This window comes from Phenylobacterium sp. GW821-FHT12F10 (assembly GCF_058806695.1).
The window spans coordinates 327,552-344,169 of the sequence record NZ_JBXAPY010000004.1 but is presented as its reverse complement, the minus strand read 5'-3'; the positions used below and the strand labels follow the sequence as shown (position 1 = coordinate 344,169).

15 protein-coding genes are annotated in these 16,618 nt (G+C 70.8%); 9 read left to right on the top strand and 6 right to left on the bottom strand.

The window, feature by feature from the left end:
- Window positions 1–75 precede the first annotated feature (75 nt).
- Window positions 76–1,041 (top strand): alpha/beta fold hydrolase, encoded by a 966-nt coding sequence (locus AC1RN5_RS20950; RefSeq protein ID WP_493043589.1) that lies wholly within the window; start codon window positions 76–78, stop codon window positions 1,039–1,041.
- On the opposite strand, the gene AC1RN5_RS20945 is transcribed toward AC1RN5_RS20950, so the two are convergent.
- Complete coding sequence (locus tag AC1RN5_RS20945) at window positions 1,042–2,244, bottom strand: M20 metallopeptidase family protein (RefSeq protein ID WP_493043587.1); 1,203 nt, start codon at window positions 2,242–2,244, stop codon at window positions 1,042–1,044.
- Between the two features lie 25 nt (window positions 2,245–2,269).
- Entirely contained in the window at window positions 2,270–3,148 is an 879-nt protein-coding gene (locus AC1RN5_RS20940; RefSeq protein WP_493043585.1) for a LysR substrate-binding domain-containing protein, read from the bottom strand.
- A gap of 94 nt (window positions 3,149–3,242) precedes the next feature.
- Between AC1RN5_RS20940 and AC1RN5_RS20935 the strand changes: the two genes are divergently transcribed.
- Window positions 3,243–3,854 carry a pyridoxamine 5'-phosphate oxidase family protein gene (locus tag AC1RN5_RS20935; RefSeq protein WP_493043583.1) on the top strand — a complete coding sequence of 204 codons (612 nt, stop codon included), beginning with the start codon at window positions 3,243–3,245 and terminating at the stop codon, window positions 3,852–3,854.
- Window positions 3,855–3,879: 25 nt separating this feature from the next.
- Here the strand turns inward: AC1RN5_RS20935 and AC1RN5_RS20930 are convergent, their stop codons facing one another.
- A complete protein-coding gene (locus AC1RN5_RS20930) occupies window positions 3,880–4,788 on the bottom strand; it encodes an aminoglycoside phosphotransferase family protein (RefSeq protein WP_493043581.1) in 909 nt (302 codons plus the stop codon).
- Between the two features lie 172 nt (window positions 4,789–4,960).
- Between AC1RN5_RS20930 and AC1RN5_RS20925 the strand changes: the two genes are divergently transcribed.
- Window positions 4,961–6,085 (top strand): 3-deoxy-7-phosphoheptulonate synthase, encoded by a 1,125-nt coding sequence (locus AC1RN5_RS20925; protein WP_493043579.1) that lies wholly within the window; start codon window positions 4,961–4,963, stop codon window positions 6,083–6,085.
- Between the two features lie 132 nt (window positions 6,086–6,217).
- Here the strand turns inward: AC1RN5_RS20925 and AC1RN5_RS20920 are convergent, their stop codons facing one another.
- Window positions 6,218–6,805 (bottom strand): type I secretion C-terminal target domain-containing protein, encoded by a 588-nt coding sequence (locus tag AC1RN5_RS20920; protein WP_493043578.1) that lies wholly within the window; start codon window positions 6,803–6,805, stop codon window positions 6,218–6,220.
- 85 nt (window positions 6,806–6,890) lie between these two features.
- Window positions 6,891–7,643: an extensin-like domain-containing protein gene (locus AC1RN5_RS20915; RefSeq protein WP_493043576.1), complete on the bottom strand. Its 753-nt coding sequence runs from the start codon at window positions 7,641–7,643 to the stop codon at window positions 6,891–6,893.
- A gap of 133 nt (window positions 7,644–7,776) precedes the next feature.
- Between AC1RN5_RS20915 and AC1RN5_RS20910 the strand changes: the two genes are divergently transcribed.
- The 6 genes from AC1RN5_RS20910 (at window position 7,777) to AC1RN5_RS20885 (ending at window position 15,411) form a co-directional block, all read left to right on the top strand.
- A complete protein-coding gene (locus AC1RN5_RS20910; protein ID WP_493043574.1) occupies window positions 7,777–9,252 on the top strand; it encodes a M20 family peptidase in 1,476 nt (491 codons plus the stop codon).
- 230 nt (window positions 9,253–9,482) lie between these two features.
- The gene (locus tag AC1RN5_RS20905) at window positions 9,483–10,094 is read left to right on the top strand and encodes an ATP-dependent Clp protease proteolytic subunit (protein ID WP_493043573.1); all 612 of its coding nucleotides are present in this window, start codon (window positions 9,483–9,485) and stop codon (window positions 10,092–10,094) included.
- 1 nt (window position 10,095) lies between these two features.
- Entirely contained in the window at window positions 10,096–11,697 is a 1,602-nt protein-coding gene (locus tag AC1RN5_RS20900) for an alpha-amylase family glycosyl hydrolase (RefSeq protein WP_493043571.1), read from the top strand.
- 17 nt (window positions 11,698–11,714) lie between these two features.
- Window positions 11,715–12,815 carry a Rieske 2Fe-2S domain-containing protein gene (locus tag AC1RN5_RS20895; RefSeq protein ID WP_493043569.1) on the top strand — a complete coding sequence of 367 codons (1,101 nt, stop codon included), beginning with the start codon at window positions 11,715–11,717 and terminating at the stop codon, window positions 12,813–12,815.
- A 56-nt stretch (window positions 12,816–12,871) separates the two neighbouring features.
- Window positions 12,872–14,098 carry a hypothetical protein gene (locus tag AC1RN5_RS20890; RefSeq protein ID WP_493043567.1) on the top strand — a complete coding sequence of 409 codons (1,227 nt, stop codon included), beginning with the start codon at window positions 12,872–12,874 and terminating at the stop codon, window positions 14,096–14,098.
- Window positions 14,095–15,411 (top strand): DUF2272 domain-containing protein, encoded by a 1,317-nt coding sequence (locus AC1RN5_RS20885; protein WP_493043565.1) that lies wholly within the window; start codon window positions 14,095–14,097, stop codon window positions 15,409–15,411. Before AC1RN5_RS20890 ends, AC1RN5_RS20885 begins: the two co-directional genes overlap by 4 nt.
- A 117-nt stretch (window positions 15,412–15,528) precedes the next feature.
- Here AC1RN5_RS20885 and AC1RN5_RS20880 read toward each other — a convergent pair whose 3' ends face one another.
- Complete coding sequence (locus AC1RN5_RS20880) at window positions 15,529–16,506, bottom strand: hypothetical protein (protein ID WP_493043564.1); 978 nt, start codon at window positions 16,504–16,506, stop codon at window positions 15,529–15,531.
- Window positions 16,507–16,618: the final 112 nt, after the last annotated feature.

Sequence of the window (16,618 nt, the reverse complement as noted above, 5' to 3'; positions counted from 1 at the left end):
CTCCCCGGCGGGCTTTTTTGCGTTTGGCGGCCCTACCGTCATGCGCCTAGCGTGACGCCCCTGGAGGATCCGCCCATGCCCGAGTTCCGCACGATCGACCTGCCCGACGTTCCCCTGCGCGCGGCGATGCAGGGATCGGGCCCCCTGGTGGTCCTGGTCCACGGCTTCCCGGAGAGCTGGTACAGCTGGCGCCACCAGATCGGGCCGATCGCCGAGGCCGGCTTCACCGCCTGCGCCATCGACGTGCGCGGCTATGGCGGCTCGGGCAAGCCGCAGGCCATCGAGGCCTACGACATGGAGCACATGGTGGGCGACGTGGCCGCCCTCATCGAGCACCTGACGCCGGGCGAGAAGGCCGTGCTGATCGGCCACGACTGGGGGGCGCCCATCGTCTGGAACTCCGCCCTCATCCGCCCCGACAGGGTGCGCGCGGTGGCCGGCCTGTCGGTGCCCTATACCGGGGTGCCCAAGACCAGCTTCATGGAGCTGGTGGACAAGGTCTTCACCCAGCGCGGCAAGTTCTTCTACCAGGCCTGGTTCCAGAACGTGGGCCCCGCCGAGGCCGAGCTGGAGGCCGATCCCACGGACTCGATCCGCAAGTTCTACTACGCCATCAGCGGCGACGCGCCGGACGGGACCTGGCCCAACGACAAGGTCCACGGCCAGAGCCTGCTGGAGGGGCTGGTGGATCCCGATCCCTTCCCCGCCTGGCTGAGCGACGAGGACATCGCCTATTACGCCGGCCAGTTCGCCGAGTCGGGCTTCCGGGGGCCGCTGAACCGCTACCGCAACCACCAGCGGGACTTCGAGTACCTGTCGAAATTCGAGGGCCGCAAGATCGAGCAGCCCAGCCTGTTCATCGGCGGCGAGCGCGACCTGGTGCTGTCCATGCTGGGCCGCGGGAACCTGCTGGAGATCATGGGCGAGGAGATGACCGACCTGCGCGGCGCCGACATCCTGCCGGGCTGCGGCCACTGGACCCAGCAGGAACGGCCGGCGCAGGTGAACGAACGCCTGCTGACCTGGCTGAAGGGGCTGTAGTCAGCGCACGCTGGCCAGGTACTGCTCGGCGATGGCGGCGTGGAGGGCGACGCCGTGGACCATGGCGTCCTCGTCCATCCGCATGCGGTTGGAGTGGCAGGAGTGGGCGTGGGCGGGCTTCACCTCGGGCGGGGCGACGCCGAGGAAGACCATGCAGCCGGGCAGGCGCTGCAGGACATAGGACCAGTCCTCGGCCCCCATGACCGGGCTGGGCATGTCGCGGAAGCCCTTCTCCCCCAGCAGGCCCTGGGCCACGTCCTTCACCCGGGCGACGAAGGCCGCGTCGTTCATCGTCACCGGATAGCCGGCGGTGATGACCGCCTCGCCGGTCATCTCGTGGGCCTCGGCGATCTTGGAGACGATGCGGGCGATGCCCTCGTGGGCGCGGGTCCGGGCGCGTTCGGAGAAGGAGCGCAGGGTGCCCAGCATGTGGGCGCTCTCGGGGATGACGTTGTGGGTGGTGCCGGCCTCGATCTTGGCGATGGTCAGGACTACCGGATCGAAGGCGTCGATGCGGCGGGCGACGAAGGCCTGCAGGGCCATGACGATCTCGGCGGCGACCGGGATCGGGTCGCGGGCGAGATGGGGCGTCGAGGCGTGACCGCCCTGGCCCTTCAGGGTGATGGCCACCTGGTCGGGGGAGGCCATGAAGGCGCCGGGCTTCGACGCGATGACCCCCGAGGGGATGTTGGGGCTCACATGGATGGCGAAGGCGGCGCTGGGCATGGGCGCCAGGTCCAGCAGGCCGTCCTCGATCATGTGGCGGGCGCCGAAGTCGCCCTCCTCCCCCGGCTGGAACATGAACTTCACCGTCCCGGCCAGGCGCTCGCGGTGGGCGTGCATCAGGTGGACGGCCGAGACCAGCATGGCGGTGTGGGCGTCGTGGCCGCAGGCGTGCATGGCGCCGGGGACCTGGGACTTGAAGGAGAGGCCGGTGTCCTCGTCCATGGGCAGGGCGTCCATGTCGCCGCGCAGCAGGATGGTGGAGCCCTGCGGATCCCCCTTGAGGGTGACGATGAGGCCGGAATTGGAGGTCCCCTGGACGATCTCCACATCCAGGCCGGCGAGGGCCGCGCGGACGGCCGCGGTGGTGCGGGGCAGGTCCAGGCCCAGCTCCGGGTGCTGGTGCAGGTCGCGCCGGAAGGCCACGGTCTTGGCCTGGAGCGCGCGGGCGTCCTCCAGCCAGGGGGATTGCGAGGTCATGGGGCGTCTCCGAGGGGCTCAGGCGTCAGGCTGTCACAAGCGTGGCGGCGAGCCAATCGACGAACCGCCGGGCGGAGGGCGGCAAGGGCCGCTCGGCCGAGGGGATGGCCACCAGGCCCTGGGGAAATTCCGCGAAGCCGCAGGGCGCCCGCAGGCGGCCGTCGGCCAGTTCGGCGGCGATCAGCCGCCGCTCCACCAGGGCGACGCCGAGGCCGGTGATGGCCGCCTCGATGCAGAGATGGGTGTGGGGGAAGCTGAGCTCGCTGGCGCCGGTCAGCGTCCGGCCGGTGGCGGCAGCCCACTGGTCCCAGGCGCTGGAGGTGTGGTCGTGGGCGATGCGGCAGGGGACGGTGATCTGGCGGCCGAGGACCGCGTCCAGGGGATAGGCCGGCGCGCAGACCGGGCCGAAGGCGACAGAGGCCAGGGGGATGGCGCGGGCCTGGTCGGCGGCGGGAAAGCCCCGCCAGTCCCAGGCGATCACCAGGTCGGCGCCCTCGTCGCGCATCTCCCGGGCCGAGGTCATGGAGAGCCGCACGCGGACCTCCGGATGGGCGGCGTAGAAGCCGGCCAGACGCGGGGCGAGCCAGCGGGTGGCGAAGGTGGCGCTGCAGGCGACGTGGACGCTGGGGCCGCGGGCCTCGTCCCGGACGCGCCGCCAGCCCTGCTCCAGGCGGTCCAGGGCCTCGGCGACCACGAGATGCAGGGCCTGGCCCTGGGGGTTGAGGCGCAGGCCGGCACCGGCCTTGTCGAACAGGGGGGCGCCGAGATGCTCCTGCAGGCTGCGGATCTGGCGGCTGACCGCGCCGTGGGTGCGGCCGAGCTCCTCGGCCGCGCGGGTCACCGAGCCGAGGCGGGCGGTGGCGTCAAAGGCCCGCAGGGCGGAGAGGGGCGGAAGCTGGCGCATCTGTGAGCTTTCCTCACCGATCTAGCCGCCGTAGTCAATTTTCAACACGACCTGATTGGGACAAGCTTGGGGACCTGGTGATGAAAGCTCACGCATGCCCGCCCTGACCAAGATCGAAGACCTGGAAGCCCTCTACGGCCAGCCCGGCCCCGCCTCGACCCTCAAGGAGCTGGACCACCTGAACGCCGAATACCGCGCGGTGATCGAGGCCTCGCCCTTCTGCGCCCTGGCGACGGTGGGACCGGAGGGGCTGGACTGCTCGCCGCGCGGGGACGCGGGCGAGGTGGTGCGGATCGCCGACGACCGCACCCTGCTGATGCCCGACCGGCGGGGGAACAACCGGGCCGACTCCCTGCGCAACATCGTGCGCGACCCGCGCGTGGCCCTGCTGTTCCTGATCCCCGGCTCGGGCTCGACGCTCCGGGTGAACGGACGGGCGGAGCTGCGCACGGACGCCGATCTGCTGGCGGCCTTCGAGATGGAGGGCAAGCCGCCCCGCTGCGTGATGGCGATCACCATCGACACGGTCTTCTTCCAGTGCGCCCGGGCGGTGATCCGAGCCGACCTGTGGAATCCGGAGAAGCACGTCGATCCGGCGAGCCTGCCGAGCGCGGGGCGGATGCTCAGCGCGGCGAGTTCGGGGGTCCAGGGCGGGGATCAGTACGACGCCGAATGGCCCGTGCGGGCGGCGGCGAGCATGTGGTGAGCGGCGCGGCGAGAGGTCCTAGCCCTCAGTCGCCCGCCTCCAACGCCGCGAACGTCTTCGCCCCCATGGCGGCCAGCCTCGGATCGTTGACGCGGCCGGCGTCGACCAGGACCACGGCGTAGTTCACCGCCCAGCCGGCGGCGCGGGCCCAGGTGGCGTCGGTGGCGCCGTAGGCGGCCATGGCGGCGTGGCGGGCCGCGAGATCGGGCAGCAGCATCCACAGGCTCGACAGGTCGGTGGCGCGGTCGCCCTGGCACATGTCCCCCCAGTCGATGAAGGCGGTGAGGCGGCCGTCCTGCGAGAGCACGTTGCGGGCGTGAGGGTCGCCGTGCAGCCAGGTCGGCTCCACGTCGATGGGGGCGGCCAGGGCACGGTCCCAGACCTCGCGGACGCGCGGCGTGATCAGGTCGGTCTCGGCCGCGAGGCGCGCGAAGCGGGGGGCGAGATAGTCCGTCCGCTCGACCAGGGGCACGCCGCGATGCGGATTGCGCGGCGCCCGGGGGTGAGCCGGGGGCTGGTGCAGGGCCTTCAGGAAGCCCGCCAGCACCGGGGCCTGGTCGGCATGGAGAGGATCGAGGTCGGCCGGGCCGCCGGGCATCCAGGGCAGGATGCTCCACGGCCAGGGATAGCCCCGGCCGGGGGCCCCACGTCGCAACGGCGCGGGAACCGGCAGGGGCAGGGCCTCGGCCAGGGTCGGCAGCCAGCGCTGCTCGTTTCGCAGCAGCTCGACCGCGACGTGGCGGCGCGGCATCCGCACGGCCATGTCGTCGCCCAGACGGAACATGTCGTTGTCCCAGCCCGACGCCACCAGCTCGATGGGCAGGTGGGCGAACTCGCCCTGCTGGTCGGCCAGCAGAGCGCGAACCAGGCCGATGTCGATCTCCACCTCGGCGGGGGGAACCCCGACGGTGGCGTTGCGGACGGGCGCGCTCAAGGGATGACTCCGATTTCGTCCTGGTGTATCGGCTTTAGCGTCATGATCCGTCTCGCCGCCAGCACCTGGTATTTTAGCTTTCCGACGCCCCCGGCGGAGGAAGGACTTGGCTTGACGTGACACCGTCCTAGACAAGCATCCACCCACCGCCAGTCACCCTGGCGGTTTTTTTATGCCCGCCCCGGTGACCTCCCCGCTTCAGGAGTTCCCAATGCCCGGCACCGACGACCTACGTATCCGCAGCCTCACCGAGCTCAGCCCGCCGTCCCAGGTGATGGCCGAGTTCGTCCGCACGCCTGCCGCCAGCGTGACAGTGACCGCCGCCCGCCACGCCCTGCACCGCATCCTGCACGGCCAGGACGACCGCCTGGCCGTGGTGATCGGCCCCTGCTCGATCCACGATCCGGAGGCGGCCATGGACTATGCCGGCCGGCTGCTGAAGCAGCGTGAGCGGTTCGGGGGCGAGCTGGAGATCCTGATGCGGGTCTATTTCGAAAAGCCCCGGACGACGGTGGGATGGAAGGGGCTGATCAACGATCCGGACCTGGACGGCACCTTCAAGATCAATGAGGGGCTGCGGCTGGCGCGCGGCCTGCTGCTGGACATCAACGACATGGGACTGCCGGCGGCGGTGGAGTTCCTGGACGTGATCACCCCCCAGTACCTGGCCGACCTGGTGGGCTGGGGGGCGATCGGGGCGCGGACCACCGAGAGCCAGATCCACCGGGAGATGGCCTCGGGCCTCTCCTGCCCGGTGGGGTTCAAGAACGGCACCGGCGGCGACGTGAAGATCGCCGTGGACGCCTGCAAGGCCGCCAGCCAGCCGCACCATTTCCTGGCGGTGAGCAAGGACGGCCGCTCGTCCATCGCCGCCACCACCGGCAACGAGGACTGCCACGTGGTGCTGCGGGGCGGGACGGCCACCAACTATGACGCCGCCAGCGTCGAGGCCGCCGCCAAGGTGATCGAGGCCTCCGGCCTGCGCCCAGCGATCATGATCGACGCCAGCCACGCCAATTCGTCGAAGGACCCGGCCAACCAGCCCAAGGTGATGGACGACGTGGCCCGCCAGCTGGCGGGGGGCGAGCGCCGCATCGTGGGCGTGATGGTGGAGAGCCATATCGAGGCCGGCCGCCAGGACCTGGTTCCCGGGCGCCCCCTCGTCTACGGCCAGAGCATCACCGACGGCTGCATCGACTGGGATAGCTCGGTGGCCGTGCTGGAGCGCTTGGCCGAGGGCGTCCGGGCGCGTCGGCGGGTGAGCGCTGAGGGCGTGAAGCAAGGGGTGATGGCCTAGCAGCTTCCCCCACGCAGGCGGGGGAAGCTGTAGGCGCCGCGACTCCGATTCGGACTCGCTTCGTTCCCCATGGGTTCCATCCGTTAACCATGGTGAATTTTGTGTTAATGCCCGTTTGTTCCCCGGGCGGACCTAGAGGATGAAGTCCCCGGATTGCAGGACGTGGTTGCCGGTCAGGCCGATATTGAGGTCGGCCTGCCGGTCCCCGTCGACGTCGAGCTCGATCATGGTGACCACGCCGCCCGGCTGGCCGCCGTTGAGGTCGTAGCGGTAGGAGATGATCTCTCCGGCGTGGCCGGTGAAGCTGGTCTCGCCGAGGTAGCGGAAGGCGTTGTTCCCGGCCGCATTCCAGTTGGCGTCGATGTCCGAGACGTCGATCCGGTCGCCCTCGGCCCGGCTGAAATCATGCACGGTGGTGATGGCCTGGCCGCTTCCCACGTCGTCGGTGACGGTGGAGGTGAACAGGAACCGGTCGGCGCCGTCACCGCCCCAGAGCGAATTGACCCCGCCGCCTCCGGCCAGGACGTCGCGGCCGGCGCCGCCGTGCAGATCGTCCGCGCCGGCGCCGCCGTAGAGTTTGTCGGCGCCGTCGCCGCCATAGATGGTGTCGTCGCCCCCGCCGCCGCTGGCGGTGTCGTTCCCGCCCAGCATGTTCATGACGTCGTTGTTGGCCGTGCCGTCGCGGTTGTTGTCCCCGTTGGTGCCTGTGATGGTCGCCATCGCGAGCCTCCTGGTTGATGTCCCTTCAGAAGAGGCGTGGGCGGCTTCCGGTTCCCGTATAACGGGCGTTCTGCAACCGGTCGGCTCACTGGCACAGGGGCGAGCCGCCCATGTCCAGGTGGAAGTGGTTGGCGTGCTGGGCGTTGTAGTCGGGGGACAGGACGGTGATGAAGACCCGGCAGCCGCCGTCGCGGACCCGGCGCAGGAACTGGCCCTTGGGGCCGGGATCGTTCCAGTCCTTCAGCACACTGATCACCTCGCCATTGGCCAGCTTGAAGCCGGCCACATCGAGGGCGTTGGCGCTGGCGTGCTCGCTGATGGGGCCCTCGGCCTGGCCGTAGATGCGGCGGCACGAATAGGAGCCGTAGTTGTCGATGGCGGTAACCGCCTCCCCCAGCACCTCGAAGGCGGCGGGCTGCACCACCTGGCGCTCCCAGATGGAGACGGCCAGCGCCTCCTTGCAGGTCAGGGAGACGTCGGCGGGCCGCAGGGGCGCCATGCCGCCGGTGAAGCGGATGGCGTCGGGGACGTTGCAGGCGCCGTCGGCCGAGGCCTCCTTCACCTCCCGGAAGGCGAGGCCGCCATGGGTGAGGACGGCGCGGCAGGCGGCGGGGTCCTCGCCGGTGCGGGCCGCCTTGGCCTTGGTGGCGACGCCGACGGGATCGATGACGCTGAGCGGCTTCCAGGGCAGGTGCTCGGGCGGGACGGTGCGCTCGGCCAGCAGGGCCATGATCCCCACCACCGCCCAGATCAGCACCAGGCCGACGATCCGCGCCAGCAGGGTCTGGTGGCGGGCGTGTTTCTCGATGTGCGGGTGACGGGGCGCGCGGTAGGCCATGCCGGACTAACGGTGACGCTTCAGCATGGTTTCATCGCCCGGGGCCGTGGTCGGTCGCGACAAGCATAGCACAGCTCTTCCCTCACCTTGCGAGAACGGCCTAGGGTCCAGGCTTCCTTGGGGGGGAACGGCGATGAAGACCTTGGCGAAGATCGGCCTCGGCCTGGGCGGGGCCCTGGTGGCGCTGGCAGGCGTGGTCGCGGTGCGGACGGCCACCTTCAAGGCCCCGGCCGCCGCGGACCTGACCGGCGTCAAGCTGGCGCCGGCGGTCGCCGTGGATCGGGCCCTGGCGGCCCAGCACCTGTCCCAGGCCATCCAGATCCAGACCGTCAGCCACCAGGACCCGGCCGAGGACCAGCCGGCCGAATGGGACCGGCTGCACGCCTGGCTCCAGGCGACCTATCCCAAGGCCCACGCCGCCATGACCCGCGAGGTCGTGGCCGACCGCACCCTGATCTACACCTGGAAGGGGACCGATCCCTCCCTGGCCCCCATCATCCTGATGGCCCACCAGGACGTGGTGCCGGTGACCCCGGGGACCGAGGCCGACTGGAAGCACCCGCCCTTCGCCGGCGTCATCGCGCCGGACGGAGTCTGGGGCCGGGGCGCCGTGGACGACAAGGGCTCCCTGGTGACCCTGTTCGAGGGGGCCGAGATCCTGGCGGCCCAGGGGTTCAAGCCCCGCCGCACGGTGATGATCGTCTCCAGCCACGACGAGGAGGTGCGCGGCCAGGGGGCGCGGGCGGCCGCGGCCCTGCTGCGGGCGCGGGGGATCAAGGCCGAGTTCGTGCTGGACGAGGGCCAGGCGATCATCTCCGACAATCCCATCACCGGCGGGCCGGTGGCCCTGATCGGCATCGCCGAGAAGGGCTACGCCACCCTGAAGGTCACCGCGCGCGCGGCCGGCGGCCACTCCTCCTCGCCGCCCAAGGACGGCGGCGGGGTGGTGACGCTCTCCAAGGCGGTGGCGGCGATCGGCGACCATCCCTTCCCGATGAAGTTCGCCGGACCGGGGGCGGCCATGCTGACGGCGCTCGCCCCCTCCGGCCCGCTGCCGATCCGCATGGCGGTGGCCAACGCCTGGCTGTTCTCGCCGCTGATCGTGGCCCAGACGGCGGCGACCCCGGCGGGCGCGGCCCTGCTGCACACCACCATCGCGCCCACCATGCTGAAGGGCAGCCCCAAGGAGAACGTCCTGCCGCAGGACGCCACGGCCTGGATCAACTACCGCATCGCGCCCGGCGACAGCGCCGCCAAGGTGATGGCCCACACCAAGGCCGCCGTCGGCGACCTGGCCGTGGACCTGGTCTGGACCAAGACCCCCGACGAGCCCTCGCCGGTCTCCTCCACCAACTCCCTGGGCTGGACCACCATCGCCGCGGTGGCCGGCGACCTGGCCAAGGCGCCGGTGGCGCCGGGCCTGGTGACGGCGGGCACCGACAGCCGCTACCTCGCCCCGGTGGCCAAGGACGTCTACCGCTTCCAGCCCATGACCTTCTCGCTGGCGGGCACCACCATGATCCACGGGACCAACGAGCACCTGTCGCTGGAGAACCTGGAGCAGTGCGTGCAGTTCTACGCCCGGCTGATCGCCACGGCGGCGCGGTGAACCTTCTCCCCCGTCATCCCGGGCGACCCGCAGGGGAGACCCGGGACCCAGGGGGATTGATCGCGGCCCCTGGGTCCCGGCTCTCCGCTTCGCTGCGGCCGGGATGACGTGGTTGGGTGAAGGAAAGCCGGAATAACCTCGATAAAACGCCGCCGGTTAACCCTGCAGACCTTGCGATCCGCTGCGGCGCAACGCACGTTCCGTCCAACTTGAGACCTGGAGACTTTCGAATGCGCAATTGGCGGTTGGACGAAGACGACGAGGGCGAAGACGGCGCCCGCAAGCCCGACATGCCGATGACGGCGGGTCCCGTGCAGAGCGGCCTCTACAAGGCCCGCACGGTGCTGGTCTTCGGGGAGATCGACATGCGCCTGGCCGAGCGGGTCACCGCCCAGCTGCTGGCCCTGTCCAACGAGAGCGACGCCGACATCCGGGTGATCGTCAATTCGCCCGGCGGCCACGTCGAGAGCGGCGACACCATCCACGACATGATCACCTTCTGCGGTCCCAAGGTGAAGGTGATCGGCACCGGCTGGGTGGCCAGCGCCGGCGCCCACATCTATCTGGGCGCGCCGAAGGAAAACCGGCTCTGCCTGCCCAACACCCGCTTCCTGCTGCACCAGCCCTCGGGCGGGGTGCGCGGCCAGGCCTCGGACATCGAGATCGAGGCCGAGGAGATCGTGAAGATGCGCGAGCGGGTCAACCGCATGATCGCGCGCGAGACCGGCCAGCCCTACGAGAAGGTGGTCAAGGACACGATCCGGAACTTCTGGATGAGCGCCGAGGAAGCCAAGGCCTATGGCATCGTCTCGCGCATCATCAGCCGCGCCGACGAGGCCTGAGATGGAGACCGCGCCCTGGTGGAAGGGCGCGGTCGTCTATCACATCTATGTCCGCAGCTTCTTCGACAGCGACGGCGACGGCCACGGGGACCTGAGGGGCGTCGCGGCCAAGCTGGACTATATCGAGAGCCTGGGGGTCGACGCCATCTGGCTCTCCCCGGTGCATCCCTCCCCCAACCGCGACTGGGGCTATGACGTCTCGGACTTCGAGGGCGTGCATCCCGACTATGGGTCGATGGCCGACCTCGAGGCCCTGACAGCCGCCGCCCACGGGCGGGGGATCAAGGTCATGCTGGACGAGGTGCTGTCCCATACCTCGGACGAGCACGCCTGGTTCGCGGCCAGCCGCGACGGCGGGCCCGATGGGGAGAAGGCCAGCTGGTATGTCTGGGCCGATCCGGCGCAGGACGGCACGGCGCCCAACAACTGGCTCTCGGTGTTCGGCGGCCCGGCCTGGGCCTACCAGCCGGCGCGGCGGCAGCACTATCACCACAAGTTCCTGCGCCAGCAGCCCAAGCTGAACTGGCGCAATCCCGACGCCAAGGAAGCGGCCATCTCGGTCCTCGACTTCTGGCTGGCCAAGGGCATCGACGGCTTCCGCCTGGATGTGGCCGGCACCTTCCTGCACGACGACGCGCTCACCGATAACCCCGCCGTGCCCGCGGCGCAGCGGACCCGCCACCACTGGGCCCACGCCAGCGAGATGCAGGTCCACCTCAACGACTCCAACCTGCCCGAGAACATTCCCCTGCTGGATGAGATCCGCGCCCGGGTGGACCGCCACGGCGACCGCTTCGTGTTCGGGGAGTTCTCGGAGGAGGAGGAGCGCTGCGGCGCCTATTGCACGCCGGAAGACGGGCTGCACTCGGCCTACACCTTCGTGCTGCTGCACGCGCGCAAGCTCAATCCGCAGATCTTCCGCGACCATTTCGAGACCCTGGCGCGGCATCCCGGCCACTGGCCCTGCATCAGCTTCTGCAACCACGACATCATGCGCACCGCCACCCGGTTCGGCGGCGGGGAGGCCGTCGCGCGGCTGATGCTGGCCCTGCTGCTGTCGCTGAAGGGCACCACCCTGCTCTACCAGGGCGAGGAACTCGGTCTGCCCGAGGCTCAGAGCCTGACCCGGACGGAGATCCGCGATCCGGTGGGGGACCTCTACTGGCCGATCTCCAAGGGCCGGGACGGATCGCGCACGCCGATGCCCTGGGCGCCCGGCGAGAACCTCGGCTTCTCCAGCGCCAGACCCTGGCTGCCCAGCGCGCCGGAACACCGCGACCTGACCGTGGCCGCCCAGGCCGCAGACCCCAATTCCACCCTCGCCTTCTCCAAGGCCCTGATCGCGATGCGCAAGGCCTCGCCGGCGCTGACGCGCGGCGAGATCGAGATGCTCCCGGCCGAGGGGCAGGTCCTGGCCTTCACGCGGACCCTGGGAGACGAGCAGGTGCTGTGCCTGTTCAACATGGGGCCTGAGCCCGCCGTCTTCGCCCAGGCCGGGCTGGCGGGGCAGGCGGTTCCCCTGCCCGGTTTGATCCAGGCCAAGGTGGAGGACGGCAAGGTGGGGCTGGCTGCCCACGGCGCGGCCTTCATCCGCCGGCCCTGAACCGCTACAAGGACCCCATGCCCGACGACGCCCCGGCCCGCAGCTCCTCCGCCGACGCCAAGTTCGGGCGCGGCTTCCTGGCCGACATCTGGTATTTCGCCGCGCTGTCCAGCGACCTGAAGCGCGGCAAGCTGCAGCGCTACGAGCTGCTGGGCGAGCCGGTGCTGCTCTATCGCGACCGGGCCGGCGTCGCCCACGCCATCAAGGACATCTGCCCGCACCGGGCCGCGCCGCTGTCGGCCGGGACGCTCACCGCCGAGGCCGACGGGCGCGAGGTGGTGGCCTGCCCCTATCACGGCTGGCGGTTCGGCGGCGACGGGGCCTGCACGGCCATTCCGTCCCTGGTGGCCGAGCAGGCGATGGAGACCAGCCGTATCCGGGTGCGAAGCTATCCGGTGGCCGAGAGCCAGGGCCTGGTCTTCGTCTGGATCAGTTCCGATCCCCGCTTCGAAGGCGAGCCGCCGGAGGCCCCGCCGGTCTTTCCCGGCGTGGTGGGGGGCGCACCCAAGCTCGTCGACCGCATGGAGTTCGACGCCCATATCGACCACGCGGTGGTGGGGCTGATGGACCCGGCCCACGGCCCCTATGTGCATCAGCAGTGGTGGTGGCGCTCGGCCAAGAGCCAGCACGACAAGGCCAAGAGGTTCGAGCCCCGCGAGCAGGGCTTCGCCATGGTCCGCCACGAGCCCTCCAAGAACAGCCGCGCCTATGTGGTGCTCGGCGGCGAGCCGCTGACGGAGATCACCTTCCGCATCCCCGGCATGCGCTGGGAGCATGTGACGGTGGGCAGGCGCCAGGTGCTGTCGCTCACCTGCCTGACGCCGCTGTCGGAGACCAAGACCCGCATCACCCAGATCGTCTGGTCCGACCACCCCGCCTTCTTCTTCCTCAAGCCCTTCGTAGCCTGGGGGGCGCGGATCTTCCTGCGCCAGGACGGCGACATGGTGAACCTGCAGAACGAGGGCCTGCGCTACGACCCGGCCCTGCTGTGGATCGACGACGCCGACCGCCAGGCCAAGTGGTACCAGCAGCTCAAGCGCGAATGGACCGCCAGCCGCAAGGAGGGCCGCCCGTTCCGCAATCCCGTCGAGCCCGCCGTCCTGAAGTGGCGCAGCTGAAGCGTTGACCTAACGCCGTTCGCGCGCGACGCTCTACCCTAAGGGGAGAGCGATTAATGGCGCGGGGCCGACATCTGATCATCGCTCTGGGCGTCTGGCTGGCCTGGGCCGCGCCGGCCGCCGCGGGCGTGCTGATCCGGGCGCCCAGCTATGTGAACCTCAGCGCCCAGGCGCGCACCTGGCGGCTGACGGACTCCAACTGGGGCTTCATCAGCCCGCTGTCCCAGGCCGTGGCGTCGGAGCTGGAGAAGTGCCGCAAGGTCGATCCGGCGGTGATCACCCCGCTGCAGATGTCCCCCAACCGGCTGGACAAGTCCTCGGCCGAGGCGCTCTCGGCCCTGCGCGCCTGCCGCAAGCGCTGGTTCGAGAAGACGACGCCGCCGGGCGCCGCCGACGAGAAGCTGTGGCTGAAGATCATGGATCGGCCCCTGCCCTCGCCCCTGGACCGCGCCAAGGTGATCGCCTTCGGCGCCGCGCCCCTGACGCCGGACTACGACCGCACCCTGTGGGACTGGGACCGGGGCTCGGGCTTCACCAGCGCCGACCCGGACTCCATCTTCAGCTGGGGCCCCTACAAGGCCACCGCCGGCCACGGCTGCACCTTCCAGCGGGTGCTGGCGGTGCTGACGGCCAGTCCGGTCACCGGCCCCATGGTGCGCGAGGCCTTCGCCGAGGAAGGGCCGCTGCTGGACCAGCTGATCGACCAGTCGAGCCCCGACTGGTGCGCCAGGGCGCCGGCGATCCTGAAGCCGGTGTTCGACGATTCCGAGCGGCGCGAGACCTTCCGCATCATCTTCGCCAAGCTGGCGGGGCGCCCGGAGATCCGCGCCGGCTATGACGGCTATTTCCTCGGCCCCAACGGCTATCTGGGCCGCCGCATCGCCCGGCACTACGACCTCTATGCCCGGGCGGGGCTCAAGCCCACCAAGATGGACTTCGCCTATTTCCTGGACCGGTCGCTGGACTATCCGCCCCTGACCGAGGCGCAGATCGCCAGCCTGGCCGACACCGTGCGGGCCGGCCACATGACCAACTGGCAGGCCCGCCGGCTGATCGCCAACGCCACCCCCTTCACCTCGCCCGGATCGCGCAGCTACCAGATCGGCCGCGACGCGGTCTATTTCGTCGACGCGCTCGGCCAGGAGGGGCTCGACGAGACCGAGCGCACCTCCTGGATCAAGAACAGCCGGCTGAAGGCCTCCGACGTGGGCCTGACCGAGGAGCCCTACGCCCCGCCCTGCGAGGTGGTCTTCCTGCCCGGTTGCCCCGGAGCCCCGCCATGAGAGCCCTGCTTCTGGCCGGGGCGCTGGCCACCTGCGTGGCCGCCGCCCCGCCGCCGGCCCACGCCGCCGGCTACAGCATCGACCGCACCGAGCTGAAGGCCGCCTGCCTGGCGGCCGCCGCCAAGCCGCCGCCGCCCATCGGCGCCGAGATCGCCCGGGTGGCCACCGACCAGTGGGCGAAGTTCGGCTATGGCCGGGTCAAGGAGACCGCCGCCGACGCGGTGATCGAGAAGCAGGGGGACGGGGCGCTGGCCGGCTCGCTGTCCTGGGACGCGGTCTGGCAGTTCTGGGCCTTCACCGGCTACGACAACATGCTGACCTTCCCCTACGAGGTGGTGCTGAACGGCGCCTCCCCGCAGATCCTGAAGGCCAACAGCAAGGCCAATATCGAGGCCGCCAACGCCAAGTTCGGGGTGGGCACGCCCCCGGCCCGGGCCATCGCCGGCGCCATCAAGCGCTCCAGCACCTCGTCCCTGCCCTGGTCGGCGGTGTTCGTCTCCTCGGTGATGAAGCGGGCGGGACTGACCACAGACCAGTTCCGCTCGGCCGCGGCCCACGCTGGCTACATCCAGGCGGCCATCGACGCCTATGGCTTCGGCCGCAGCGCCTACGCCTACCTGCCCTGCGATCCGAGCTGGATCGAGCCGCGGGTGGGCGACGTGATCTGCTATTCCCGCAACGCCAGCCCGGTGCGCTCCTTCCCGCAGGTCCTGGCCGGGGTGGAGAGCGTCTCGGCCAAGCGCGGCCAGTACGCCTATGAGAGCCACTGCGACATCGTCAGCCAGGTGGCCCGGGCGCCCCGGCACATCGTCCATTCCATCGGCGGCAATGTCGGCGACACGGTCACCAAGACCGAGCGGGCGCTGGCCGGCGGGCCCATCACCACGGGGCGGCCCATCGCCTGGATCGCGGTCCTGGTCCTGAAGCCGGAGCCGGGCGCCGCGCCGCCGCCGGTCGCGCCCCCCGAGCCGACCCCGCCCGCGCCGCCACCGCCCGCGCCCACGCCCACGCCACCTGCGCCAGAGCCTGCCCCCGCGCCCGCGCCGGTTCCTCCGGCCCCGGAACCGCCGCCAGCGCCGCCGCCGGTGTCTGAACCGCCCGCGCCGCCCCCGCCGGAGCCCGCCCCCGCGCCAAGCCCGCCACCCGCGCCCGCGCCCGCGCCCGAACCCGCGCCGCCGCCCCCCGCGCCACCGCCGGAGCCGACTCCCATAGCGACGCCGACGCCCGAGCCGCCGCCCGCCGTCGATCCTGCAAAGCCGGATGAGCCGGACGAGCCGGCCGACGAGTCAGCGCCCGCGCCGGCCCCGACCTAGATGCAGATTTCCGGGATGGGCGGAGTGTCGCGCTCCGCTCTCAGTCCAAACATCGTCATCCCGGACGGCCGATAGGCCGATCCGGGACCCAAGGGGATTGAATGCAGCCCCTGGCCCCTAGGCCACCTTGCGCGGCGCGGCGGCCGGGGCGGGGTCGGTGAGGCGCAGGTCGTCGATGCGGATGGGGGCGAAGCCGCGGGTGGAGTCCCAGTCCAGCCGGCCGCCGAGGGCGGTGACGGTGGAGACCGGCTCCAGGCGGGTCAGATCCATCCGCGTCAGGGCCGCGTGGGGCAGGCGGACATAGAGCACCGGATGCTGTTCGAGCTCGCCGCCCTGGCGCTGGGCTAGGTGGCAGCGGGTGATCACCTCCACCTCGTCGCCGCCCACCACCGACAGCACCTCGGTCCCGATACGCAGGGAGATGGAGCAGACATTGGAGATGTGCAGCTCCTGGAGATTGGCGAAAGGCACGGGGACATAGCCGGCGCGTTCGCCGTCAATGGCCACCACCGCCTCGTCGGGCAGGGCGTCGAACTCCAGGGCGTCGATATAGACGATGAACCGGCCGGGCCCGGGCTGGACCACGGCGAAGCCCTCCAGGGCCGGGGTGATGGCGTCGAGGTCGAGGTTGATCCTCAGGGTCTGCTCGATGGCCGAGAGGTCGCGGGCCAGCACGCTGGCGGCCAGGTTGACGTCGAGATTGTGCGCCTCGGCGGCGCGCTTGCCGCGGTTGTAGAGGTCGGCGTCCTCCTTGGCGGCGGTCAGCACCGCCTCGGCCAGGGCGCGGCGGCGGTCGGCGCCGAGGCCGAACAGGGCGTCGATGATCCCCGGCTCGTAGCGGGCCAGCTTCTTGCGGGCGATCTGTTCCTTGGTGTGGGTGCGGGGCGCCGGCTCCACCAGACCGCGGGCGGCGATCTCGGTCCAGTTCTTGCGGGCGTACTTGATGCAGTGGGCCCGGGTCAGGCGTTCGATGAGCTTGTCATAGGCCGCGGCGGCCGCCGCGGTGGTCTCGGGCTTCTTCACGCGGGCGGCCACGCGCTCCTTGCGCTCGCGCTCCCGCAGCGTGCGCTTGGTCGCCCGGTCGATCCGGTTCATCGTCGCGATTACGGTCTTCGCCGTTTCCCCTGACATTTCGCCGCTCCGAGACTCATCGTCACACCCATTTTGGGGTTCCTGAGAAGTAACCCTGTTTTCTGACCGGCAAGTT